This is a genomic window from Kitasatospora sp. NPDC059160, from assembly GCF_042755465.1.
In the GTDB taxonomy this organism is placed as follows: domain Bacteria; phylum Actinomycetota; class Actinomycetes; order Streptomycetales; family Streptomycetaceae; genus Kitasatospora.
The window spans coordinates 31859-55573 of the sequence record NZ_JBHZCN010000004.1; the positions used below are offsets into that span (position 1 = coordinate 31859).

At 71.6% G+C, this 23715-nt stretch carries 21 protein-coding genes and 1 tRNA gene; 21 read left to right on the forward strand and 1 reads right to left on the reverse strand.

What is annotated here, in order from left to right:
• Positions 1–158: 158 nt before the first annotated feature.
• A complete protein-coding gene (locus tag ACFXOZ_RS02550; RefSeq protein WP_375893000.1) occupies positions 159–1160 on the forward strand; it encodes a trypsin-like serine peptidase in 1002 nt (333 codons plus the stop codon).
• A gap of 139 nt (positions 1161–1299) precedes the next feature.
• On the opposite strand, the gene ACFXOZ_RS02555 is transcribed toward ACFXOZ_RS02550, so the two are convergent.
• A tRNA-Arg gene (locus ACFXOZ_RS02555) sits at positions 1300–1371 on the reverse strand.
• Between the two features lie 181 nt (positions 1372–1552).
• Here ACFXOZ_RS02555 and ACFXOZ_RS02560 point away from each other — a divergent pair.
• The 20 genes from ACFXOZ_RS02560 to ACFXOZ_RS02655 all read left to right on the forward strand — a co-directional run bounded on the left by ACFXOZ_RS02560 (position 1553) and on the right by ACFXOZ_RS02655 (position 23634).
• Positions 1553–1972 carry a response regulator gene (locus ACFXOZ_RS02560; protein WP_380586879.1) on the forward strand — a complete coding sequence of 140 codons (420 nt, stop codon included), beginning with the start codon at positions 1553–1555 and terminating at the stop codon, positions 1970–1972.
• Between the two features lie 84 nt (positions 1973–2056).
• The gene (argS, locus tag ACFXOZ_RS02565; protein WP_375892999.1) at positions 2057–3718 is read left to right on the forward strand and encodes an arginine--tRNA ligase; all 1662 of its coding nucleotides are present in this window, start codon (positions 2057–2059) and stop codon (positions 3716–3718) included.
• A gap of 88 nt (positions 3719–3806) precedes the next feature.
• Positions 3807–5198 carry a diaminopimelate decarboxylase gene (lysA, locus tag ACFXOZ_RS02570; RefSeq protein ID WP_375892997.1) on the forward strand — a complete coding sequence of 464 codons (1392 nt, stop codon included), beginning with the start codon at positions 3807–3809 and terminating at the stop codon, positions 5196–5198.
• Positions 5199–5335: 137 nt separating this feature from the next.
• Entirely contained in the window at positions 5336–6628 is a 1293-nt protein-coding gene (locus ACFXOZ_RS02575) for a homoserine dehydrogenase (protein WP_380522025.1), read from the forward strand.
• A gap of 10 nt (positions 6629–6638) precedes the next feature.
• Positions 6639–7736 carry a threonine synthase gene (gene thrC, locus ACFXOZ_RS02580; protein ID WP_375892994.1) on the forward strand — a complete coding sequence of 366 codons (1098 nt, stop codon included), beginning with the start codon at positions 6639–6641 and terminating at the stop codon, positions 7734–7736.
• 366 nt (positions 7737–8102) lie between these two features.
• On the forward strand, positions 8103–9041 hold the full coding sequence (gene thrB, locus ACFXOZ_RS02585; RefSeq protein WP_375892992.1) for a homoserine kinase: 939 nt from the start codon (positions 8103–8105) through the stop codon (positions 9039–9041).
• A gap of 577 nt (positions 9042–9618) precedes the next feature.
• Positions 9619–11739: a transcription termination factor Rho gene (gene rho / locus ACFXOZ_RS02590; protein ID WP_380586782.1), complete on the forward strand. Its 2121-nt coding sequence runs from the start codon at positions 9619–9621 to the stop codon at positions 11737–11739.
• Between the two features lie 139 nt (positions 11740–11878).
• Entirely contained in the window at positions 11879–13027 is a 1149-nt protein-coding gene (locus ACFXOZ_RS02595) for an LCP family protein (protein ID WP_380586784.1), read from the forward strand.
• Positions 13028–13221: 194 nt separating this feature from the next.
• A complete protein-coding gene (gene rpmE, locus ACFXOZ_RS02600) occupies positions 13222–13443 on the forward strand; it encodes a 50S ribosomal protein L31 (RefSeq protein ID WP_327680707.1) in 222 nt (73 codons plus the stop codon).
• Positions 13444–13590: 147 nt separating this feature from the next.
• Positions 13591–14667, forward strand: coding sequence for a peptide chain release factor 1 (gene prfA, locus ACFXOZ_RS02605; protein ID WP_375892986.1), 1077 nt, complete (start codon positions 13591–13593; stop codon positions 14665–14667).
• A gap of 63 nt (positions 14668–14730) precedes the next feature.
• Positions 14731–15597 carry a peptide chain release factor N(5)-glutamine methyltransferase gene (gene prmC / locus ACFXOZ_RS02610; protein ID WP_375892984.1) on the forward strand — a complete coding sequence of 289 codons (867 nt, stop codon included), beginning with the start codon at positions 14731–14733 and terminating at the stop codon, positions 15595–15597.
• A gap of 130 nt (positions 15598–15727) precedes the next feature.
• Positions 15728–16375: an L-threonylcarbamoyladenylate synthase gene (locus tag ACFXOZ_RS02615; RefSeq protein ID WP_380586786.1), complete on the forward strand. Its 648-nt coding sequence runs from the start codon at positions 15728–15730 to the stop codon at positions 16373–16375.
• A gap of 32 nt (positions 16376–16407) precedes the next feature.
• A complete protein-coding gene (locus ACFXOZ_RS02620) occupies positions 16408–17049 on the forward strand; it encodes a protein-tyrosine-phosphatase (RefSeq protein WP_360233710.1) in 642 nt (213 codons plus the stop codon).
• A gap of 279 nt (positions 17050–17328) precedes the next feature.
• A complete protein-coding gene (glyA, locus tag ACFXOZ_RS02625) occupies positions 17329–18609 on the forward strand; it encodes a serine hydroxymethyltransferase (RefSeq protein ID WP_380522015.1) in 1281 nt (426 codons plus the stop codon).
• Positions 18610–18782: 173 nt separating this feature from the next.
• Positions 18783–20063 carry an MraY family glycosyltransferase gene (locus tag ACFXOZ_RS02630; protein WP_375892979.1) on the forward strand — a complete coding sequence of 427 codons (1281 nt, stop codon included), beginning with the start codon at positions 18783–18785 and terminating at the stop codon, positions 20061–20063.
• A gap of 301 nt (positions 20064–20364) precedes the next feature.
• Positions 20365–20808 carry a hypothetical protein gene (locus tag ACFXOZ_RS02635; protein ID WP_375892977.1) on the forward strand — a complete coding sequence of 148 codons (444 nt, stop codon included), beginning with the start codon at positions 20365–20367 and terminating at the stop codon, positions 20806–20808.
• Positions 20809–21093: 285 nt separating this feature from the next.
• Entirely contained in the window at positions 21094–21906 is an 813-nt protein-coding gene (atpB, locus tag ACFXOZ_RS02640) for a F0F1 ATP synthase subunit A (RefSeq protein WP_375892976.1), read from the forward strand.
• An 84-nt stretch (positions 21907–21990) separates the two neighbouring features.
• On the forward strand, positions 21991–22224 hold the full coding sequence (gene atpE / locus ACFXOZ_RS02645) for an ATP synthase F0 subunit C (protein WP_350504378.1): 234 nt from the start codon (positions 21991–21993) through the stop codon (positions 22222–22224).
• 37 nt (positions 22225–22261) lie between these two features.
• The gene (locus tag ACFXOZ_RS02650; protein ID WP_375892975.1) at positions 22262–22822 is read left to right on the forward strand and encodes a F0F1 ATP synthase subunit B; all 561 of its coding nucleotides are present in this window, start codon (positions 22262–22264) and stop codon (positions 22820–22822) included.
• Positions 22819–23634: a F0F1 ATP synthase subunit delta gene (locus tag ACFXOZ_RS02655; RefSeq protein WP_380522011.1), complete on the forward strand. Its 816-nt coding sequence runs from the start codon at positions 22819–22821 to the stop codon at positions 23632–23634. The genes ACFXOZ_RS02650 and ACFXOZ_RS02655 overlap by 4 nt, the downstream gene beginning before the upstream one ends.
• Positions 23635–23715 lie beyond the last annotated feature (81 nt).

The window sequence follows — 23715 nt, forward strand, 5'->3', positions numbered from 1 at the left end:
TCCACCGCCTTCATCGCAGGGCCCGTTCCGGTTACGCTCCTGCTCCGGTGGGCGCTTTTCTCATCGAGCTCCAAGCCGACGGTAACGAGGCTTCCAGGCTGGGGCGCCATAGTCATTGACCGAACGAGGCGCCACCGACCAGGGCAGGGGAGTCAGGAATGGGCCAGCACAGCCGCGAGAGGTCGCGCCGTCACCGTCTGCTCGCCCCCTCGCTGTTCACCGCGCTGGCGGCCCTCGTGGTGGCTGCCGTGCTGGCCGGGACGCACGGGTTCAGCCTGTCCGACGCGACGGCCGCCGGGAAGGTGGCCCGCAGCACCCGGGCCGTCGTCCCGGAGCCGGCCACCGCCACCGCGGCGCCGGCCTCGCCCGGCCCGGCCGCGGACACCACCCCGAGCGCGACCCCGACCCCGACGGACACCCCGACGCCCACCGGGACGCCGACCGCCACGGACACCCCGACGGCCCCCGCCCCGACCACGTCCGCCGCACCCGACGTGCGCAGCGCCGCGCTCGGCAGGACCGCCGCCGCCCCCGCCGACGACCGGGAGTCCTCCACCGTCGGCGCGCTGTTCAGCGGCCCGGTCGGGCCCGGCAACCACTTCTGCACCGCCAGCGTGCTGCACAGCGCCACCGGCAACCTGCTGCTGACCGCCGCGCACTGCGTCAGCAGTCCCGGCGGGGTGACCTTCGCCCCCGGCTACCGGGACGGCTCCGCGCCGTACGGCACCTGGCAGGTGACGGCGGTCCACACGGCGAGCGGCTGGTCCCAGAACGGCGACGTGGACGAGGACTTCGCGATCCTGGAGACCGCCCCCAGCAACGGCCGCAACGTCGAGGACGTGGTCGGCGGCAACAAGCTCGGCACCGACGAGTCCTTCGGCGCGACCGTCCGCCTCTACGGCTACCCGGCCGGCGCCGAGACGCCCAGCCTCTGCACCAACACCACCGCCCAGCAGAGCGCCTACCAGCGGGTGATCGACTGCCCGGCGTACCCGTCCGGCACCAGCGGCGGCCCCTGGATCAACACCGCGACCGGGGACGTGGTCGGCGCAATCGGCGGCTACCAGCAGGGCGGCGACAGCGACGACACCTCGTACAGCGCCTACTTCGACCACACCATCGCGACCCTGTACACCCAGGTCGAGGGCAGCGCCCCCTGACCCGACGGGTCCGGGCCCCTCCCCCCGGGGCCCGGGCCCGTCGGCACCCCGTCCCGGGCGTCCGCGCCCGGACATGACGAAGGCCCAGATCCGTGGATCAACTCCACTGATCTGGGCCTCGATTGCACTTCCTGCGAAGTGCCCCCGGTAGGATTCGAACCTACGCACCCGCCTCCGGAGGGCGGTGCTCTATCCCCTGAGCTACGGGGGCCGGTTGGCCTGTCGGTCACTCGCGCGTTCCGACGGGATGAACACTACCAGGCTTCCAGCAGGGTCCGTGCACGGGTTTCCGGAAAGATCGTCGGGGCGCCGGGCGGCCGCCCGGCGGGCGGAAGTGTCCAAAGGCCGGACGGGGCGGCGGGGCCGCCGATACCCTCGGTGAGGTGTCGGTCGTGTCCGGGCGGGTCCTCGTGGTGGACGACAGCGAGGTGATCCGCCAGCTGATCAGGGTCAACCTGGAGCTCGAGGGCTTCGAGGTGGTGACCGCCGCCGACGGCGCCGAGTGCCTGGAGGTCGTCCGCCGGGTGAAGCCCGACGTGGTGACGCTGGACGTGGTGATGCCGCGGCTGGACGGCCTGCGGACGGCGGCCCGGCTGCGCGCGACCCCGGACACCAGCGGGCTGCCGATCGCGATCGTGAGCGCCTGCACCCCGGCGGACCTCGATCTGGGGGAGGCGGTCGGGGTGGACGGCTACCTCGGCAAGCCCTTCGACCCCGCCGACCTGGTGGCCCTGGTCCGGCGCCTGATGCCGGCCGTGGAACGGCCCGCCGGGTTTCGCCCTGAGCGAACAGGGCGTGCGGATCGCGGCTGACACCCCAGGGGGCGCCGTCCCGCGGCGTCTCAACCGGCAAACCGGGTGGCGGGCGGGTACCCCGTCTCGCCTACGCTTGGCGTCGTGACCCCCGCAGACCTTTCCCAGGCAATCCAGGCCGCAGTGAGCTCCGCCGTCGAGGCGGGCGAGCTGGCCGTCGCCGTGCCCGAGCACGTGACGGTCGAGCGGCCCAAGAACCGGGACCACGGCGACTACGCGACGAACGTGGCCCTCCAGCTCGCCAAGGCGGCCGGCAAGCCGCCGCGAGCCGTTGCCGAGGCCCTGGCCGAGCGCCTGCGAGGGATCACCGGCGTCGCCAAGGTCGACATCGCCGGTCCGGGCTTCCTGAACATCACCCTGGACACCGCCACCGCCGGTGCGCTCGCCCGCACCGTCGTCGAGGCGGGCGAGGCCTACGGCCGCAACGAGGCCCTCAAGGGCCTCAAGATCAACCTGGAGTTCGTCTCCGCCAACCCGACCGGCCCGATCCACATCGGCGGCGTCCGCTGGGCGGCCGTCGGCGACTCGCTGGCGCGCGTGCTGCGGGCCTCCGGCGCCGACGTCACCACCGAGTACTACCTCAACGACGCCGGCGTGCAGATCAGCAAGTTCGCCGCCTCGCTCCAGGCCGCCGCGAACGGCCGCGAGGTGCCCGAGGGCGGCTACGTCGGCGAGTACATCGTCGACATCGCCAAGGCGCTCACCGACGCGGTCCCGGGCGTGCTCGACCTGCCCGAGGCCGAGCAGCTGGAGGTCTTCCGCACCGAGGGCCTCAAGCTCATGGTCGCCGAGATCAAGCGCTCGATGGACGAGTTCGGCACCCACTTCGACGTGTGGTTCTCGGAGAAGACGCTGCACGACTCGGGCGCCGTCGAGAAGGCCATCGAGCGGCTGCGCGAGCAGGGCCACGTCTTCGACCAGGACGGCGCGGTCTTCCTGCGCACCACCGACTTCGGTGACGACAAGGACCGCGTCCTGATCAAGGCCGACGGCGACAAGACCTACTTCGCCGCCGACGCCGCGTACTACCTGTCCAAGCGGGACCGCGGCGCCGAGGTCGCGCTCTACATGCTGGGCGCCGACCACCACGGCTACGTCAACCGCCTCAAGGCCATCGCGGCCTGCGCGGGCGACGACATGAACCACAACATCGAGGTGAAGATCGGCCAGTTCGTGAAGATGCTTCGCGACGGCGAAGAGGTCCGCATGTCCAAGCGGGCCGGCAACATCATCACGATCGACGACGTGGTCGACTGGATCGGCGTCGACGCCGCCCGCTACACCCTGGCGCGCTCCTCCACGGACTCGACGATCACGCTCGACATCAACATCCTGACCAGCCAGACCAACGAGAACCCGGTCTACTACGTCCAGTACGCCCACACCCGGATGTGCGGTGTCGCCCGCAAGGCGGCCGAGCTGGGCGTGGACAAGGGCACGGCCGAGCAGTTCAAACCCGAGCTGCTCGCCACCGAGTGGGAGTCCGACGTGCTCGGCCACCTCGCCGAGTTCCCGCGCGTGCTGGCCACGGCCGGCGAGCTGCGCGAGCCGCACCGCGTCGCCGTCTACCTGGAGAAGCTCGCGGGCAAGTACCACCGCCTGTACGAGAACTGCATGTTCCTGCCCAAGGGCGACGAGGAGCTCAACGACACGCACCGGGCCCGCCTCTGGCTGGTCGAGGCGACGCGCACCGTGCTCGCCAACGGCCTCACGCTCCTGGGCGTGACGGCGCCCGAGCGGATGTAAGCACCACCCCCAAGCGCACAGCGGGGGCGGCTGACGGTCAACGAGGACCGTCGCCGCCCCTCGCCATAGGTCTCGAAGGACTTTGGACATGAGTCGCTCCGCACACCCCGCAGGCCCCCGTCACGGTGATGTCCTGCCCGAGGGCCACTACCAGGCCCCGCCGGCCGATCTGAACGCGCTCGACCCCAAGGTCTGGTCGCGCACCGTCGCCCGCGACGCCGAGGGCGTGGCCACCGTCGGCGGGATCGACGTCAAGCGGCTGGCGGCCGAGTTCGGCACCCCGGCCTACGTGCTGGACGAGGAGGACTTCCGCAGCCGGGCCCGCGCCTGGCGGGACGCCTTCGGCGCCGACGCGGACGTCTACTACGCCGGCAAGGCCTTCCTCTCCAAGGCGGTCGTGCGCTGGCTGCACGAGGAGGGCCTCAACCTCGACGTGTGCAGCGCCGGGGAGTTGGCGGTGGCGCTGGCCGCCGGGATGCCGGCGGAGCGGATCGCGCTGCACGGCAACAACAAGTCGGTGGACGAGCTGGAGCACGCCGTGAAGACCGGCGTCGGGCACATCGTGGTCGACTCCTACGAGGAGATCGAGCGGCTGGCCGCGATCGCCGCCCGCCAGGGCGTGCGCCAGCAGGTGCTGATCCGGATCACCGTCGGCGTCGAGGCGCACACCCACGAGTTCATCGCCACGGCACACGAGGACCAGAAGTTCGGCCTGTCCCTCACCGGGGGAGCGGCCGCCGAGGCGGTGCGCCGGGTGCTCGGCCACGACAGCCTGGAGCTGCGCGGCATCCACTCGCACATCGGCTCGCAGATCTTCGACATGGCGGGCTTCGAGGTCGCCGCCCGCCGGGTGGTCGGCCTGCTGGCCGGGATCCGGGACGAGCACGGCGTCGAGCTGCCCGAGATCGACCTGGGCGGCGGCCTGGGCATCGCCTACACCAGCGAGGACGACCCGCGCGAGCCGGCCGAGATCGCCGCCGCGCTGGCCGAGATCGTCCGCCGGGAGTGCGCCGCCGCCGACCTGAACGCCCCCCGGCTGAGCGTGGAGCCGGGCCGGGCGATCGTCGGCCCGACGGCGTTCACGCTGTACGAGGTCGGCACGGTCAAGCCGCTGGAGGGCCTGCGCACCTACGTCAGCGTGGACGGCGGGATGTCCGACAACATCCGCACCGCGCTGTACGACGCCGAGTACTCGGTGGCGCTGGTGTCGCGCACCAGCGACGCCGAGCCGATGCTGGTGCGGGTGGTCGGAAAGCACTGCGAGTCCGGCGACATCGTCGTCCGGGACGCCTTCCTGCCGTCCGACCTGGCCGCGGGCGACCTGATCGCGGTGCCCGCCACCGGCGCCTACTGCCGCTCGATGGCGAGCAACTACAACCACGCCCTCAGGCCTCCGGTGCTCGCCGTCAAGGACGGCGCGGCCCGGGTGATCGTCCGGCGCGAGACGGAGGAGGATCTCCTGCGCCTGGATATCGGATGACGAAATTCTCGTCTCAGATCATGGAACGACCGTAGATCCGTGCGGAAAGTCCCCGAGACTGGTACGGACCGAAGTGACCGGCGGCCCCTGAAAACCGCCGGAAATACCGAAGCACGAAGAATGCAGAGCGGAGTCGGATGATGCGTACGCGCCCGCTGAAGGTGGCGTTGCTGGGTTGTGGTGTGGTGGGCTCCGAGGTGGCGCGCATCATGACGACGACGGCCGACGACCTCGCCGCTCGCATCGGTGCCCCGGTCGAGCTCGCCGGGATCGCGGTCCGCCGGGCCGGCCGGGTGCGCCCCGGGGTGCCCGAGCACCTGATCACCACCGACGCCGAGGCCCTGGTGGGCCGCGGTGACATCGACGTCGTGGTCGAGGTGGTGGGCGGCATCGAGCCGTCCAAATCGCTGATCCTGTCCGCCTTCGCGAAGGGCGCCTCGGTGGTCAGCGCCAACAAGGCGCTGCTCGCCAAGGACGGCACCGAGCTGCACGCGGCGGCCGCCGCGGCCGGCGTGGACCTGTACTACGAGGCCGCGGTGGCGGGCGCGATCCCGCTGCTGCGCCCGCTGCGCGAGTCCCTCGCGGGGGACAAGGTCAACCGGGTGCTGGGCATCGTCAACGGCACCACCAACTTCATCCTCGACAAGATGGACACCACCGGCGCCGGCTACTCGGAGGCGCTGGAGGAGGCCACCGCGCTCGGCTACGCCGAGGCGGACCCGACGGCCGACGTCGAGGGCTTCGACGCCGCCGCCAAGGCCGCCATCCTGGCCGGGATCGCGTTCCACACCGAGGTCACCGCGGCGGACGTCTACCGCGAGGGCATCACCGAGGTGACCGCCGCCGACATCGCCTCCGCCAAGGCGATGGGCTGCGTGGTCAAGCTGCTGGCGATCTGCGAGCGGGCCGCCGACGGCGCGTCCGTCACCGCGCGGGTCCACCCGGCGATGATCCCGCTCTCGCACCCGCTGGCGTCCGTCCGCGAGGCGTACAACGCGGTGTTCGTCGAGGCCGAGGCGGCCGGCCGGCTGATGTTCTACGGCCCGGGCGCGGGCGGCTCGCCGACCGCCTCCGCGGTGCTCGGCGACCTGGTCGCGGTCTGCCGCAACAAGCTGGCCGGGTCCACCGGTCCCGGTGACTCCGTGTACACGCAGCTGCCCGCCAAGCCGATGGACGAGGTGGTCACCCGCTACCACGTCAGCCTGGACGTGGACGACCGGGCGGGCGTGCTCGCCCAGGTCGCGTCCGTCTTCGCCGAGCACGGCGTCTCCATCGACACCGTGCGCCAGCAGGGCCGCGACGGCGACGCCTCGCTCGTCGTGGTCACCCACCGTGCCACCGACGCCGCGCTGTCGGCGACGGTCGACAAGCTCCGCGCGCTGGACAGCGTGCGGGACGTGGCCAGCATCATGCGGGTCGAAGGGGAATAAGGAACCAGCCATGAACGCCGTTGCCGAGAACGTCGTCCGAGGCGCGCACACCCACCAGTGGCGCGGCCTGATCGAGGAGTACCGGGACCGCCTGCCGGTCACCGCGGCCACCCCGGTGGTCACCCTGCTGGAGGGCGGCACGCCCCTGGTACCGGCCCAGGTGCTCTCCGAGCGCACCGGCTGCGAGGTCTACCTCAAGGTCGAGGGCGCCAACCCGACCGGTTCCTTCAAGGACCGCGGGATGACGATGGCCATCTCCAAGGCCAAGGAGGAGGGCGCCCAGGCCGTCATCTGCGCCTCCACCGGCAACACCTCGGCCTCCGCCGCCGCCTACGCGGTGCGGGCCGGGATGGTCTCCGCCGTGCTCGTCCCGCAGGGCAAGATCGCCCTGGGCAAGATGGGCCAGGCGCTGGTGCACGGCGCCAAGATCCTCCAGGTCGACGGGAACTTCGACGACTGCCTGACGCTCGCCCGCGAACTGTCCGAGAAGTACCCGGTGGCGCTGGTCAACTCGGTGAACCCGGTGCGGATCGAGGGCCAGAAGACGGCGGCCTTCGAGATCGTCGACATGCTCGGCGACGCCCCGGACATCCACGTCCTGCCGGTCGGCAACGCGGGCAACATCACCGCCTACTGGAAGGGCTACCGGGAGTACGCCGCCGACGGGATGGCCGCCCGCACCCCGCGGATGTGGGGCTTCCAGGCCGCCGGCTCGGCCCCGATCGTGGACGGCGCGCCCGTCCTCAAGCCGCAGACCATCGCCACCGCGATCCGGATCGGCAACCCGGCCTCCTGGGACTTCGCGCTCGCCGCGCGGGACGAGTCCGGCGGCCTCATCGACAAGGTGACGGATCGTCAGATCCTCGCCGCCTACCGGCTGTTGGCCGCGCAGGAGGGCGTCTTCGTGGAGCCCGCCTCGGCCGCCTCGGTGGCCGGCCTGCTGGCCAAGGCGGAGGCCGGCCTGGTCGACCCGGGCCAGCGGATCGTCTGCACGGTGACCGGCAACGGCCTCAAGGACCCGGACTGGGCGGTGGCCGGCGCGCCGCAGCCGCAGGTCGTCCCGGTCGACCCGGAGGCCGCGGCCCAGCGGCTCGGACTGCTGGACTGACGGCGGGGCCTGACAGTTCGACGGGCCGACCCTTTCGGGGGTCGGCCCGTCACAGTTCTCCGGTGACACTTTTGTGTCAATTCCGCTGCGCATTCCGATCCGATTCCACCCCACTCCCTGACCGCGGGGGGGTGCGCATTCCGGCCAGAACCGGCAACACACCAGATCGAAGGCCCACGGGGTGTACCACTGGGGAACCTCTCTTCGATACTCTGGGACCGGCCGTGTGGCACATGCCCCGGGCCCGTCCTGGTACGGGCCGCGCCGACGACAGCGACCGCCAGGCCCGAGAGGCCGCGGCCCTTTCCCCACCTCGCACCGACGACGCGCTCCGCGCCGCCCGATTTCCCCAGGAGAGTCCACCGCATGGCCGGTCCTGCGTTCCGTGCCGCCGCCGTCCGGGTCCGGGTTCCCGCGACCAGCGCCAACCTCGGCCCGGGCTTCGATGCCTTCGGGCTCGCGCTGGGCCTGTACGACGACGTCGTCGTCCGGGTCTCCGACTCCGGCCTCTCCGTCGACATCGCCGGCGAGGGCGCGCAGACGCTGCCGCGGGACGAGCGCCACCTGCTGGTCCGCTCGATGCGGGCCGCCTTCGACCGGCTCGGCGGCCAGCCGCGCGGCCTCGAAGTGGTCTGTGCCAACCGGATACCGCACGGCCGTGGCCTGGGCTCCTCCTCGGCCGCCATCTGCGCCGGGATCGTGGCCGCCCGCGCCGTCACCATCGGCGGCCCGTCCGCGCTGGACGACGACGCGCTGCTGGCCCTCGCCTCCGAGCTGGAGGGCCACCCGGACAACGTCGCGGCCTGCCTGCGCGGCAACTTCACCATCGCCTGGACCGACGAGGAGTCGGCCAAGGCGGTCGCCCTGGAGCCCTCCGCGCAGGTCGTCCCGGTGGTGTTCGTGCCGGCCGGCGAGGTGCTCACCGAGACCGCCCGCGGCCTGCTGCCCAAGACCGTCCCGCTGGCCGACGCCGCCGTCAACGCGGGCCGCTCCGGCCTGCTGGTGGAGGCCCTGACCAGGCGCCCCGAACTGCTCCTCGCCGCCACCGAGGACCGGCTGCACCAGGACTACCGCTCCTCCGCCATGCCGGACAGCGCCGCGCTGGTCGGCGCGCTGCGCGCGGAGGGCGTCCCCGCGGTCATCTCCGGGGCCGGCCCGACCGTGCTGGCGCTCACCGACGAGGCGGGCGTCGACAAGGTGCTCTCCTTCGCCGGGCACCACGGCCACGGCGGCGACCCGGCGTTCGCCGCGCACCGGCTCGACGTCGACCGCACCGGGGCCACCGTGCTCCCACTGGGCGTCTGAGCTGCCGGTTCGGCCCGGTGCAGAGCCGGGCCGTCCGGACACGATTGGCAAGCTCGAGGTCGGGGAATGTCTGAGGGGGTCGGTAGTGTTAACCTCATTGCTGCACCAGGTGCCCTCCGGGGCTAGGTGCGCCGCGTCCCGATCCCAGCGTTCCACTGCCGTGGAACCGCCGCGAGGTCCGGGGCGACGATTCTCCGGGAGCCCACCGCAGCGCGTACGCAGCCTGCCTGCGCGACAAGCGGTCGCATCCCGAAGCCGTGACGGCACCTGACTCCCACCCGCGGCCTCCCACTAGGGGCCAGGACGGGCGGAGCGCGGGCCACCGTCACGCGACGGGGGCCCGGGATTCGCAGGCAGCGTGGGCGCAACGCCCTCTGGGGAGGTCGACACACGACCGGCCCACGCGCCACCTCAGCACCACCGTGCTTCACGCACCGCACCTCGCAGCTCTCCCTCGACGGGCTCCCGCCATTCGAGGGATCACCGCCTCGGACCGACGCAGTCGAGCGTTGGTCAGGACAGCACAACCGGTCGCCGAGCCAGACAGGCCGACGTCCGCTCCAGGGAAGGACCCTTAGTGAGCGACTCCACCGATCTGATGGGCGCGCGCCCGGACGCCGAAGCGTCGGACGCGACCGCCGCCCCCGCTGCCCCGGCTCGCCGCCGCCGCAGTGCCGCCGCTGGCCTGGACGGCATGGTCCTCGCCGAGCTGCAGAAGCTCGCCGCGGACCTGGGCATCACCGGTACCGGACGCATGCGCAAGAGCCAGCTGATCGAGACCATCAAGGAGAAGAGCGGCGGGGACCCGCTGCTCGCCGCCGGTGGCGCCCCGGCCGCCAAGCGCACCGCCGCCAAGGCGGACGCCGAGGCCCCGGCCGAGAAGCCGGCCCGCCGCACCAAGGCCGCCGCTGCCGCGGCCCCGGCCGCCGAGCCGCAGGCCCAGATCGAGATCCCGGTCCAGGCCGCCGCCGAGACCGCCGCGCCGGCCCGTGCCGAGCGCACCCGCCGCCGCGCCACCTCGGCCGCCGGCGCCCCGACCGCGCCCGTCGCGGCCGCGGAGGCCGTCGCCGAGGCCGCCACCGTCGCCGTGGCCGAGCCCAAGCAGGCCGACCGTCCGGCCGAGACCCGCGCCTTCGAGGGCCGCGAGGAGGGTCGCGAGACCCGTCGCGACCGCCGCGAGCGCCGTGACCGCCGGGACGGCGGCGAGCGCACCGAGCGTACGGAGCGCACCGAGCGCACCGAGCGTCAGGACGCCGGCGAGGCCCAGGCCGGGCAGGACGCCGACGGCCGCGAGTCGCGTCGCGACCGCCGCAACCGCCGCGAGCGCACCGACCGCCAGGGCCAGCAGGGCCAGCAGCAGGCCCAGGGCGACGGCCAGCAGCGCCGCGAGGGCGGCCAGGGCCAGCAGGCCCAGCAGCCGCAGGTCCAGCAGGGCGGCTACGACGACGACGAGTTCGGCGACGGCCGTCGCGGCCGTCGGGGCCGTTACCGCGACCGTCGGGGCCGTCGCGGCCGTGACGGCTTCGAGGCCGGTCCGGCGGTCGACACGCAGATCGGCGACGACGACGTCCTGATCCCGGTCGCGGGCATCCTCGACATCCTCGACAACTACGCCTTCGTGCGCACCTCCGGCTACCTGCCGGGCCAGAACGACGTCTACGTCTCGCTCGCCCAGGTCCGCAAGAACGGCCTGCGCAAGGGTGACGCCATCACCGGTGCCGTGCGCCAGCCGCGCGAGGGCGAGCGCCGCGAGAAGTTCAACGCCATGGTGCGGCTGGACTCCGTCAACGGCATGGACCCGGAGACCGGCCGCGGCCGCCCCGAGTTCAACAAGCTCACCCCGCTGTACCCGCAGGAGCGGCTGCGCCTGGAGACCGACCCGGGCGTGCTGACCACCCGGATCATCGACCTGGTGTCGCCGATCGGCAAGGGCCAGCGCGGTCTGATCGTCGCGCCGCCGAAGACCGGCAAGACCATGGTGCTCCAGGCGGTCGCCAACGCGATCACCCACAACAACCCCGAGTGCCACCTGATGGTCGTCCTGGTCGACGAGCGTCCGGAAGAGGTCACCGACATGCAGCGGTCGGTCAAGGGCGAGGTCATCTCCTCGACCTTCGACCGCCCGGCCGAGGACCACACCACCGTCGCCGAGCTGGCCATCGAGCGCGCCAAGCGCCTGGTCGAGCTGGGCCACGACGTGGTCATCCTGCTGGACTCGATCACCCGCCTGGGCCGCGCCTACAACCTGGCGGCGCCGGCCTCCGGCCGCATCCTGTCCGGTGGTGTCGACTCGACCGCGCTGTACCCGCCGAAGAAGTTCTTCGGTGCCGCGCGCAACATCGAGAACGGCGGCTCGCTGACCATCCTGGCCACCGCGCTGGTCGAGACCGGCTCGCGGATGGACGAGGTGATCTTCGAGGAGTTCAAGGGCACCGGCAACATGGAGCTCAAGCTCGACCGGAAGCTCTCGGACAAGCGCATCTTCCCGGCCGTCGACGTGGACGCCTCCAGCACCCGCAAGGAGGAGATCCTGCTCGGCAGCGAGGAGCTGGCCATCGTCTGGAAGCTGCGCCGGGTGCTGCACGCGCTCGACTCGCAGCAGGCGATCGAGCTGCTCCTGGACAAGATGAAGCAGACCAAGAGCAACGCCGAGTTCCTGATGCAGATCGCCAAGACCACCCCCGGTTCGGGCGACTGACCGTAGGCGGACTCCGCTGCAGCACGGAACCCCGGATCGCGCGAGCGGTCCGGGGTTCCGTGCGTTCAGGGCCGCTTTGTTCCAGAGTTGGGACAGCTTGGGACTATTTGATCTTCTTGTCCGATTTACTCTGGACCGTATGGCCGAGCACAAGAGGGTCCCGAGTCGCCGCCGCAAGGTCCTGCGGTGGTCCGCCTGCGCGGTCGCCGCGCTCGTCGTCGCCGGCGGCGGCGCGGGGGCGTACGCGTACCTGAAGCTCAACGGCAACATCAAGAGCGTCGACATCGACTCCCGCCTCGGCGAGGCGCGGCCCCCGGCCGCCACCGACGGCTCCTTCAACATCCTGGTGCTGGGCTCCGACTCGCGGGTCGGCGAGAACGGCGACCTGGCCGGCGGGGACACCGGCGACTCCGCCCGGTCCGACACCGCGATGGTGGTCCACGTCTACCAGGACCACTCCAGGGCCTCGATCGTCTCGATCCCGCGCGACACCCTGGTCGACCGCCCGCAGTGCACCGACGGCGCCGGCAAGGCCGTCCCGGCGGCCAAGCGCGCGATGTACAACAGCGCCTTCGAGGCGGGCGGCGCGACCTGCGCCGTCAAGACCACCGAGCAGCTCACCGGGCTGCGGATGGACCACTACCTCCAGGTGGACTTCGCCGGCTTCGCCCGGGTCGTGGACGCGATAGGCGGGGCCACCGTGACCACCACGGTGGCCATCCACGACAAGGACAGCGGGCTCGACCTGCCGGCCGGCGAGCACCACCTGGACGGGCAGCAGGCGCTGGCCTTCGTGCGCACCCGGCACGGCGTCGGCGACGGCAGCGACCTCGGCCGGATCGAGCTGCAGAAGCAGATGGTCAAGTCGCTGCTCCAGCAGGCCGGCGGGATCGGACTGTTCTCCAACCCGGTCAAGCTGTGGTCGATCGGCGACACCATGACCAAGAGCGTCACCACCGACTCCGCGCTCGGTTCGGTGAACTCCCTGGTCGGGCTGGTGCAGGAGCTCAAGGGGATCGGGCCGGACCAGCTGTCCATGGTCACCCTGCCGGTGGTGACCGCGCCCAGCGACCCCAACCGGGTGGTCGAGCAGCAGCCGCAGGCCGGGAACGTCTGGGCGGCGCTCAAGGCCGACCAGCCCCTCCCGCAGGCGGTCGTCTCGGCCCAGCCGGAGAACCCCGCCCAGGCGGCCCCCACGGCCCCGGCGGCGGGCGCCGCCGGGCCGTCCGTGAAGCCGTCCGTGAAGTCGTCCGTGCAGCCCACCGCGAAGGCCTCCGCCGTCCGCTGAGCCGCCGGCCCGCGCGCCTGCGCCACCCTCCGGGAGGCCGGTGCGAAGCGTCCGGAATGTCCCCCGGAATAAGCCGCGGCGGGCCCCGGTTTGGGAAGATGCGGCCGGTCCTGGCAGACTGGTCCGTCGGTCCCGGTTCACGTGCGGCACTCCAGTCGCCGACCCGGTGCCCTCCCGAAAACTAGGAGAACCCCTTGAAGCCCAACGTTCACCCGGAGTACGTGGTCACCAACGTGACCTGCACCTGCGGCGCCGAGTTCACCACCCGCTCGACCGAGACCAGTGGCGTGATCCGCGCCGAGGTCTGCTCGCAGTGCCACCCGTTCTACACCGGCAAGCAGAAGATCCTCGACACCGGCGGCCGCGTGGCCCGCTTCGAGGCCCGCTTCGGCAAGCAGCACAGCGCGAAGGCCTAGCGCTCCCTCGGCGCCGGTTCCCGGTGCCCCCGTACTCGTTGTCGGGGGCGCTGGGGGCCGGCGCCGTTCGCGTCCCAGCGCGTACCGCACAGCTCCGCCCCGTTCCGCCCTCCGCACGATCCGAGTCACCGGGAAGAAGGCCACCCCATGTTCGAGGCAGTCGAAGAGCTCCTCGTCGAGCACGCCGACCTCGAAACGAGGCTGGCCGACCCGTCCGTCCACGCGGACCAGAACAACGCCCGCAAGCTGGCCAAGCGGTACGCCGAGCTGACCCCGATCACCCGGGTCTACCGGCAGTGGAAGCAGGCCGGCGAGGACATCGAGGCCGCGCGCGAACTCGCCGCCGAGGAGCCGGAGTTCCTCTCCGAGGTGAAGGAGTCCGAGGCGCGCCGCGACGAGCTGACCGAGGAACTGCGGCTGCTGCTCGTCCCGCGCGACCCGAGCGACGACAAGGACGTCATCCTGGAGATCAAGGCGGGTGAGGGCGGCGAGGAGTCCGCGCTGTTCGCCGGCGACCTGCTCCGGATGTACCTGCGCTACGCCGAGCGGATCGGCTGGAAGACCGAGATCATCGACTCCAACGAGTCCGACCTCGGCGGCTACAAGGACGTCTCGGTCGCCGTGAAGACCAAGGGCAACAGCGAGCCCGGCCAGGGCGTCTGGGCCCGGTTGAAGTACGAGGGCGGCGTGCACCGCGTGCAGCGCGTCCCCGCCACCGAGTCGCAGGGCCGCATCCACACCTCCGCGGCGGGCGTGCTGGTCACCCCCGAGGCGGAGGAGGTCGAGGTCGAGATCGTCGCGAACGACCTGCGGATCGACGTCTACCGCTCCTCCGGCCCCGGCGGCCAGTCGGTCAACACCACCGACTCGGCGGTCCGGATCACCCACCTGCCGACCGGTATCGTGGCGTCCTGCCAGAACGAGAAGAGCCAGCTGCAGAACAAGGAGCAGGCGATGCGCATCCTGCGTTCGCGGCTGCTGGCCGCCGCGCAGGAGGAGGCCGAGCGGGAGGCCTCGGACGCGCGTCGCAGCCAGGTCCGCACGGTGGACCGCTCCGAGCGGATCCGGACGTACAACTACCCGGAGAACCGCATCTCGGACCACCGCACGGGGTTCAAGTCGTACAACCTGGACCAGGTCCTGGACGGCGACCTGAACGCCGTGATCCAGTCCTGTGTCGACAAGGACGCGGCGGCCAAGCTCGCCGCGGCCCAAGAGAACTGAGACCGGCGCGCCCCGGCCCGACGCAAGACCGGAGCCGGAGCGCAGAAACATGAGGTCGTACGGATGAACCTGCTGCTCGCCGAGGTGGCCCAGGCCACCCAGCGGTTGGCCGCGGCCGGCGTGCCGTCGCCGCGCTTCGACGCGGAGGAACTCGCCGCCTACGTCCACAACGTCAAGCGCAGCCAGCTGCACACCGTGCAGGACGCCGACTTCGACGCCCGCTACTGGGAGGCGGTCTCGCGCCGCGAGGCCCGCGAGCCGCTGCAGCACATCACCGGGCGGGCGTTCTTCCGCTACCTCGAACTGGCGGTCGGCCCCGGGGTGTTCGTGCCCCGGCCGGAGACCGAGACGGTCGTCGAGTGGGCCATAGACGCCGTGCGCGACATGGACGTCGCCGAGCCGCTGGTGGTCGACCTGTGCTCCGGCTCCGGCGCCATCGCGCTCGCCCTGGCCCAGGAGCTGCCGCGCTCGACCGTGCACGCCTTCGAGCTGGACGAGGGGGCGCTGGAGTACACCCGGCGCAACATCGAGGCCAGCCCGGACCGCGCCCGGGTCACCCTGCACGCCGGTGACGCCACCAAGGCCTTCGAGGACGACCGCTCCTGGGACGGCCGCTTCGACCTGGTGATCTCCAACCCGCCGTACATCCCGCTCACCGAGTGGGAGTACGTCGCGCCGGAGGCCCGCGACCACGACCCGCAGATGTCCCTGTTCTCCGGCGAGGACGGCCTGGACACCATCCGCGGCATCGAGCGGGTGGCCGCCCGGCTGCTGCGCCCGGGCGGCGCGGTGGTGATCGAGCACGCCGACCAGCAGGGCGGCCAGGTGCCGTGGATCTTCAACGAGGAACGCGGGTGGACGGACACCGCCGACCACCGCGACCTGAACAACCGACCGCGCTTCACAACCGCCCGAAGGGTCGGGTTGTGAACGATCGAGCAGAGCACAACCGCCCGAAGGGTCGGGTTGTGAACGATCGAGCACAGCACGACCGCCCGCAGGGCCGCGCTGTGAAGCTCGCCGTGAACGTCATGAGCCTTTCCGGAAGGGGACCGCACCGATGAGCCGCCGCTACGACTGTGCCGACGCCGGGGACCGCCCCACCGGCCTGCGGGAGGCCGCATCGGCCATCCGCCGCGGCGAACTCGTCGTGCTGCCCACCGACACCCTGTACGGGGTCGGTGCGGACGCCTTCTCCCCGGAGGCCGTCGGCGAGCTGCTGGCCGCCAAGGGCCGTGGCCGCAACATGCCCTCGCCCGTCCTGGTCGGCTCGCCGACCACCCTGCACGGCCTGGTCACCGACTTCTCCGAGCAGGCCTGGGAACTGGTCGACGCGTTCTGGCCCGGCGGCCTCACCCTGGTCGCCAAGCACCAGCCCTCGCTGCGCTGGGACCTCGGCGAGACCCGCGGCACCGTCGCGGTCCGGATGCCGCTGCACCCGGTCGCCATCGAGCTGCTGAACAGCACGGGCCCGCTCGCGGTCTCCAGCGCCAACAAGACCGGCGGCCCGTCCCCGGCGACCTGTGACGAGGCGCAGGCCCAGCTGGGCGACGCGATCTCGGTCTACCTGGACGGCGGCAGGGCCGACCACGCCACCGCCTCGTCCATCGTCGACGTGACCGGCAAGGTGCCCGTGCTCCTGCGGGCCGGGGCGATCAGCATCGAGCAGCTGAGGGAGGTCGTCCCCGACCTGGAGGCCGGAAGTTGACACCCACCGCCTCGCTCCATGACGGGCCCGGCATAGCGCCGTACCTGAGCGTGGGTCCCAGGCCGCTGGACCACTTCCGGATCCTGTTCGTCTGTACGGGGAACATCTGCCGCTCGCCGATAGCCGAGCGGCTCACCCGGCGTGAGCTGGACACCCGGCTGAGTCCCCGGGTGGCCGGGCGGATCCTGGTGGAGAGCGCCGGCACCTGGGGCCACGTGGGGGCGCCGATGGAGGACCACGCGGCGACCGTGCTCGACGAGTACGGCGCCGACAGCGGTGGCTTCACCGGCCGGGAGCTGCTGGACGAGCACGTGGTCGAGGCCGACCTGGTGCTGACCGCGACCCTGGACCACCGCGCCCAGGTGATCTCGATGGGCCACGAGGCGGGCCTGCGCACCTTCACGATGAAGGAGTTCACCCGGCTGGTCCGGACGATCGACCCGGGCACCCTGCCCGACCCGCGCCGCGGCGCCGACGTCACCGAGCGGGCCCGCGCCCTGGTGCGGGCCGCCGCCGCGCTGCGCGGCTGGCTGCTGGCCGCGACCCCGGAGTCCGACGAGGTGGACGACCCGTACGGCGCTCCGATCGGCATGTTCCGCAACTGCGGCGAGGAGATATTCCACGCGGTCGACCCGGTGGTCACCGCGCTGACGGGTGTGCCCGCGCCGCGCTGACGCGCCCGAGCGAGCCGCGCGAGCGAGCCGCGCGAGCGAGCCGAAGGGCCGCGCCGGTGCCGAAAGGGAGAAGCGAGGAGGCCCCGAGATGGGGGTACCCCCGGCCGAAGGCTGGGGGAGAGGGGCATTGGAGCGCCGACCGTCGGCACCGGGTGAGAGCGGCCCGGAGGCGAGCCGAGCGCCAGATAGCGGGCCCGAACGGCCCCTTCTCGGCGGGCCGTACGGGGGCGGCGGTCCTACGCTGGGGGCACCGTCCCTGCCGCGCCCGGGAGCCCTGCCATGACCGTCACCGATGCCGCGACCGGCCCGACCACGACGACGGGGCGCCCGTGGGCGTCCGAGGCGCTGCACCGGGCGGATCCGCAGATCGCCGACCTGCTGGCCGCCGAGTCCGAGCGGCGCGCCGAAACGATCCAGCTGCTGGCGGGGGAGAACCTCACCTCGCCCGCCGTGCTGGCGGCGCTGACCGGGCCGCTGATCGACAAGTACGCCGAGGGCTACCCCGGCCGCCGGCACCACACCGGCTGCGCGCTGGCGGACGCCGCGGAGCTGCTGGCGATCGACCGGGCCCGCGCGCTGTTCGCCGCGCCGCACGCCAACGTCCAGCCCCGCTCGGCGACTTCGGCGATGCTCGCGGCCTACGCGGCGCTGCTGCGGCCCGGTGACGGGGTGCTGGCGATGTCGCTGGAGCACGGCGGCCACCTCAGCTGCGGCTCGCGGGCCAACTTCTCCGGCCGCTGGTTCGAGTTCACCGGCTACGGCGTGCGCGCGGACGACGGCCTGATCGACCTCGACCAGGTGCGCGAGCTGGCCCGGCGGCACCGCCCGAAGGCCGTCGTGGCGGGCTCGATCTCCCACCCCCGGCACCCGGACTGGGCGGCCTTCCGGGAGATCGCCGACGAGGTGGACGCCTATCTGATCGCCTCCGTCGCGCAGACCACCGGCCTGGTCGCGGCCGGTGTGGCGCCCTCCCCGGTGCCGTACGCGGACGTCACGGTGGCCGCCACCCACAAGCTGCTGCGCGGCCCGCGCGGCGGTCTGCTGCTGTCCACCGCGGAGCTGGCCGAGCGGATCGACCGGGCGGTGTTCCCGTTCAGCCAGGGCGGCGCGGCGATGAACGAGGTGGCCGGCAAGGCGGTGGCCCTCGCGGAGGCCGGGACGCCCGCCTACCGGGCGTACGCCCAGCGGGCGGTGTCCGGGGCGCAGGCGCTCGCCAGGGGGCTCGCAGAGGCCGGAATGCGCCCTCTGACGGGCGGTACCGACACCCACCTGGTGACCGCCGACGTCAGCCCGCTCGGCGTGACCGGCGCGGAGGCCGAACGGCGCTGCGCGGCGGCCGGGTTGCTGCTCGGCAAGTGCGCACTGCCGTACGACCCGGCGCCGGCCGCCGACACCTCCGGGATCAGGCTGGGCACGGGCACCGTGACCAGCCAGGGGATGGGGGAGGCGGAGCTGACCGCGATCGCCGCCCTGATCGCCCGGCTGCTCGCCGGGGAGGCCCCGGGGCCGGTCGCGGCGCGGGTCCGGGAGCTGGCGGCGGCCTTCGCCGGGGGAGTCTGAGGCCCGCGGGTCCACAGGTATTCGGATCTCCTACCCGGGAGAGCGAACCGCGATGCACGTCACGGGCGTCCGACTCAATAAGGTGTGTGCCGTGGCGACGCACCTCGAACCCCGGGAAGGCAGGGGAGTACCTTCGGTACCTCCCCGTTCGACAGTGATGCAGGAGGCCAGTGGTGCGTGAGTATCTGCTGGTGCTGTTCTGCACCGCTGCCGTCACCTACCTGTTGACCGGTCCGGTCCGGAAGTTCGCCATCGCGGCGGGCGCGATGCCCCCGGTCCGCGCCCGCGACGTGCACCGCGAGCCCACTCCGCGGCTCGGCGGCATCGCGATGTTCGGCGGACTGTGCGCGGGCATCCTGGTCGCCTCCCAGCTGGACAACCTGAGCAAGGTGTTCAACGGGGGCAGTGACATCCGCGCGCTGCTGTCCGGCGCCGGGATCATGTTCCTGCTGGGGGTGCTGGACGACAAGTGGGGCGTGGACGCCCTGGTCAAGCTGGGCGGCCAGATGATCGCCGCCGGCGTGATGGTCTGGCAGGGCGTCACGGTGATCAGCCTCCCGGTGCCCGGCGTCGGTTCGGTCGCGGTGAGCCCGACCCAGGGCATGGTCATCTCGGTCACCCTGGTCGTCGTCATGGTCAACGCGGTGAACTTCATCGACGGGCTGGACGGCCTGGCGGGCGGCATGGTCTGCATCGCCGCGATGGCCTTCTTCCTGTACAGCTACCGGCTCTGGTACGGCTACACGATCTCCGACGCGGCCCCCGCCGTGCTGTTCAGCGTGCTGCTGATCGGCATGTGCCTGGGCTTCCTGGCGCACAACATGCACCCCGCGCGGATCTTCATGGGCGACTCCGGCTCGATGATGCTCGGCCTGATGCTGGCCGTCGCCGCGATCTCGATCACCGGCCGGGTCGACCCGGACCTGATCAACAGCGAGACCGGTTCGCAGACCGCCACCGTGCACACCCTGGTGCCGATCTACATCCCGCTGCTGCTGCCGCTGACGGTCATCGCGCTGCCGCTGGCCGACCTGCTGCTCGCGGTGGTGCGCCGCACCTGGGCCGGCCAGTCCCCGTTCGCCGCCGACAAGCGCCACCTGCACCACCGGCTGCTCCAGGTCGGGCACTCGCACAGCCGGGCCGTGCTGATCATGTACTTCTGGGCCGCGCTGATCGCCTTCGGCACGGTCGCCTTCTCGGTGACCAAGACCGGCCGCACGGTGGTGCTGACCCTCGCCGGGCTCTGCCTGGTCGGCCTGGTGGTCCTGCTGACGCCGCGGTTCCGGCCGCGGGCGCCCCGGGCGGTGCAGTCCTTCGTCCCGCCGCGGTACCGGCGGCGCTCGTCGTCCGCCCCGATGGCCGAACTGTCGGCGAAGGACAAGCAACTTCTGGGTGAAGCGGGCCACGGGTCCTCCGCGTCCGCCGACCACCACAAGGCCACCGGCCGCCGGTGACACCGAAGTTGACGATCCGTCAAATGGGCTCACCCGTACGGCGGATTCGTTGCGCCATCGGTGTGACAGGAGCCACACATTCATGGTAAAGCTCTCATCAAATAGTTTGTGATACCGTTCACGAGTACCGAGAACGCGCCGAAAGACCTGACAGGTGGAGGACTTCCGTCCCTGGTCGGTCTCCTTCGACGGATCCGCCGCTCACCGCGGGCGGTCCGGCGGCGGCCACTCGGTCCGGTGTCACCCCGCCACCATCTGTGCCCGTCCCCCGCCACATCGACATGCCGCCGGAGCTGCCGACATGCCGTCCCCCGACGCCCGGGTCCTCCGAGGCGCCGCGATTCCCACTGCGGTCGCCGGGATCATCGCCATGGCGATCTCCTTCGCCGTCGCCGGTGGGAAGGGCCTGCTCGGCGCCCTCTTCGGCGCCCTGCTCGTCCTGGCCTTCTTCAGCTCCGGCCAGATCGCGCTCGACCGGCTGACCAGGTCGAACCCGCAGATCATGATGGCCGCGGCGCTGCTGGTGTACACCACCCAGATCCTGCTGGTCGGCATCGTCCTGGCGGTCTTCAAGGACACCGACCTCTTCAACCGGCAGACCTTCGCGTTCACGCTGATCGGCTGCGTGCTGATCTTCACCGGCTTCCAGGTGCGCGGCGCACTCAAGGCCAAGATGTTCTACGTCGACCCTCACGCCTCGGAAAGCAAGGGTGACAAGCCCTCCGACAAGGGTCGTCAACAGTGACGAGGCCCAACTGTCCCCCCAACGAGGGGGGCGGTGTTTATGCCGCACTGACGGGCTGCTATCGTCCGTCGCAACAACGGAGTACGGGAAGAGGCCTGGTCTGTCCGGATCGCGGACTGATCGCCCCCCGGACCCGCGCAGTCTTCGATGATCCCGCAGCAGCGCAGCGCGCCGTCGTGCGGGGTCGGCGAGATACCCATCAAGTTCCAGTGCCGCTCCGTGGTCGCAGGCCACGCCGACACACCGAGGTTGCCGTAACCATGCGTCACGACGAAGGAGTCCGTGGTGAGTGCTGAACTCACGTCCCTCGCCTCAGGCAGTTGCCACTTCGGGGACGCTGGCTGCGGCTTCCCGGCCCCGGGTCTGAACGAGTTCCAGTTCAAGCCGATCTTCTCGGTCGGCGGCATCGACTTCAACAAGCCGATGCTGCTGTCGATCATCGTCGCGCTGCTGGTCGTCGTGTTCTTCTGGGCCGCCTTCGCCAAGCCGCGACTGGTCCCCGGCAAGCTGCAGCTGGTCGGCGAGATCGGTTACGACTTCGTCAAGCGCTCCATCGTGATGGAGACGATCGGCAAGAACGGCGAGAAGTACGTTCCGATGCTGGTCTCGATGTTCTTCTTCGTCTGGTTGATGAACATCATGTCGATCATCCCGTTCGCGCAGTTCCCGGTGACGGCGTCGATCGCCTTCCCCGCGGGCCTGGCCGCGGTCGTGTGGATCACCTACATGACGCTGACCTTCAAGAAGCACGGCTTCGTCGGCGGTCTGAAGAACCTCTGCTGGCCGTCGGGCATCCCCGGCTGGGTCATGTTCATCCTGGTCCCGATCGAGTTCTTCTCGAACATCTTCGTGCGCCCCTTCACCCTGGCGGTCCGAGCCTTCGCGAACATGTTCGCGGGCCACCTGCTGGTCGTGATGTTCTCCGTCGCCTCCTGGTACCTGCTCAGCCCGACCCTGGGCGCGCTGTACGGCTCGGCCTCCTTCGTGGTCGCCGTCGGCCTCACCGCCTTCGAGCTGCTGGTGCAGTTCCTGCAGGCCTACATCTTCGTGATGCTGGCCAGCAGCTACATCGCCGGTGCCCTGGAAGAAGCGCACTGAGCCTCGCAGCCCCGGCTGCTTCCCCTCCCGAACGCCCGGTGGCCAACCACCACCGGTCCACCACCCCGCAAAGGACAAGCTGAAATGCAGAACCTCGCTGAGGTCTACGGTTCCGTCGCCTCGATCGGTTACGGCCTCGCCGCGATCGGCCCCGGCATCGGTGTTGGTCTCATCTTCGGTAACGGTGTCCAGGCCATGGCCCGTCAGCCCGAGGCTGCCGGCCTGATCCGCTCCAACATGTTCATCGGCTTCGCGCTGACCGAGGCGCTCGCCCTCATCGGCATCGTCATGCCGTTCGTCTTCGGCGCCGGCAAGTAATTCCCCGCCGTTAGACCCTTTCGAGGAAGGTCCAGATATGAGTTTCGTGGCTAACCTCGCGGAGGAGGGGGAGAAGATGAACCCCCTGCTTCCCGCGTGGCCCGAGGTCATCATCGGCCTGCTCTGCTTCTTCATCGTCTTCGGTCTGCTCGGCAAGAAGCTCCTCCCCAGCATCGAGAAGGTGCTGTCGGAGCGTCGGGACGCCATCGAAGGCGGCATGGAGCGTGCCGAGGCCGCTCAGGCCGAGGCCCAGGCCCTGCTTGAGCAGTACCGCGCCGAGCTCGCCGAGGCGCGCCACGAGGCCGCCCGCATCGTCGAGCAGGCTCGCGAGCAGGGCGCCGCCCAGCTCACCGAGATGCGCGAGGAGGGCCAGCGTCAGCGCGAGGCCATCGTCGCCGCCGGCCACGCCCAGATCGAGGCCGACAAGAAGCAGGCGACTGCCGCCCTGCGTCAGGACGTGGGTTCGCTGGCCACCCAGCTGGCTTCCCGCATCGTCGGCGAGTCCCTCGAGGACAACGCCCGGCAGAGCGGCGTGATCGACCGCTTCCTGAACGAGCTCGAGGCCAAGGCCACCGTGGCTCAGGGCGCGGCCAAGTGATCGGCGCCAGCCGCGAGGCGCTCGCCGCCGGCCGGAAGAACCTGGACAGCCTGACCGACTCCACCTCGGTGGACGCGGCGAAGCTGGCCGAGGAGCTCGCCGCCGTCACGGTCGTGCTGGACCGCGAGGTGTCGCTGCGCCGCGTCCTGACCGACCCGTCCCGGTCGGGTCAGGACAAGGCCCAGCTGGTCACCTCGCTGCTGACCGGTCAGGTCTCGGGCGAGACCGTCGACCTGGTCTCCGGCCTGGTCCGGTCCCGCTGGTCGGGTGCGCGTGACCTGGTGGACGCGACCGAGGAGCTCGCCGCCTACGCCGAGGTCATCGCCGCGGACAAGGCCGGCACCCTGGACGACGTCGAGGACGAGCTGTTCCGCTTCGGCCGGGTGGTGAGCGGCTCGCACGAGCTGCGCGCCGCGCTCACCGAGCCGAAGGCCGGCGCCGTCGCGAAGACCGCGCTGATCAACAAGCTGCTCGGCGGCCGCGCCAACGCGGGCACCGTGCGGCTGGTCACCGCCCTCGTCAACGCGCCGCGTGGTCGTAGCCTGGAGCAGGGCCTCGAGTCCTACTCGAAGCTCGCCTCCGCGCGTCGCGGCCGCATGGTGGCCCTGGTCACCAGCGCGGTGCCGCTGTCGGACACCCAGAAGGAGCGTCTCAGCGGTGCTCTGGGCCGGATGTACGGCCGCCAGGTCCACCTGAACATCGACGTCGACCCCGAGGTCGTCGGTGGTGTCCGGGTGCAGATCGGCGACGAGATCATCGACGGCACCGTGTCGAGCCGCCTCGAAGGCGCTCGCCAGTCGCTCGAAGGCTGAGCAGGACCGAGCAGCACATCCGACCCTCGGTCGGGAAACCGGCTCCCCAAGGAGTCGGCAAAACGTACGGCCGGTTCATAC

What these genes read in the sequence shown, in the direction of transcription:
- atpE (WP_350504378.1), top strand. Translation starts at nt 21,991, where the DNA reads ATGCAGAACCTCGCTGAGGTCTACGGTTCCGTCGCCTCGATCGGTTAC.
- lysA (WP_375892997.1), top strand. Translation starts at nt 3,807, where the DNA reads ATGAGTCGCTCCGCACACCCCGCAGGCCCCCGTCACGGTGATGTCCTG.
- thrC (WP_375892994.1), top strand. Translation starts at nt 6,639, where the DNA reads ATGAACGCCGTTGCCGAGAACGTCGTCCGAGGCGCGCACACCCACCAG.
- thrB (WP_375892992.1), top strand. Translation starts at nt 8,103, where the DNA reads ATGGCCGGTCCTGCGTTCCGTGCCGCCGCCGTCCGGGTCCGGGTTCCC.
- glyA (WP_380522015.1), top strand. Translation starts at nt 17,329, where the DNA reads ATGACCGTCACCGATGCCGCGACCGGCCCGACCACGACGACGGGGCGC.
- ACFXOZ_RS02595 (WP_380586784.1), top strand. Translation starts at nt 11,879, where the DNA reads ATGGCCGAGCACAAGAGGGTCCCGAGTCGCCGCCGCAAGGTCCTGCGG.
- ACFXOZ_RS02650 (WP_375892975.1), top strand. Translation starts at nt 22,262, where the DNA reads ATGAGTTTCGTGGCTAACCTCGCGGAGGAGGGGGAGAAGATGAACCCC.
- ACFXOZ_RS02635 (WP_375892977.1), top strand. Translation starts at nt 20,365, where the DNA reads ATGCCGTCCCCCGACGCCCGGGTCCTCCGAGGCGCCGCGATTCCCACT.
- prfA (WP_375892986.1), top strand. Translation starts at nt 13,591, where the DNA reads ATGTTCGAGGCAGTCGAAGAGCTCCTCGTCGAGCACGCCGACCTCGAA.
- prmC (WP_375892984.1), top strand. Translation starts at nt 14,731, where the DNA reads ATGAACCTGCTGCTCGCCGAGGTGGCCCAGGCCACCCAGCGGTTGGCC.
- ACFXOZ_RS02575 (WP_380522025.1), top strand. Translation starts at nt 5,336, where the DNA reads ATGATGCGTACGCGCCCGCTGAAGGTGGCGTTGCTGGGTTGTGGTGTG.
- ACFXOZ_RS02615 (WP_380586786.1), top strand. Translation starts at nt 15,728, where the DNA reads ATGAGCCGCCGCTACGACTGTGCCGACGCCGGGGACCGCCCCACCGGC.
- ACFXOZ_RS02550 (WP_375893000.1), top strand. Translation starts at nt 159, where the DNA reads ATGGGCCAGCACAGCCGCGAGAGGTCGCGCCGTCACCGTCTGCTCGCC.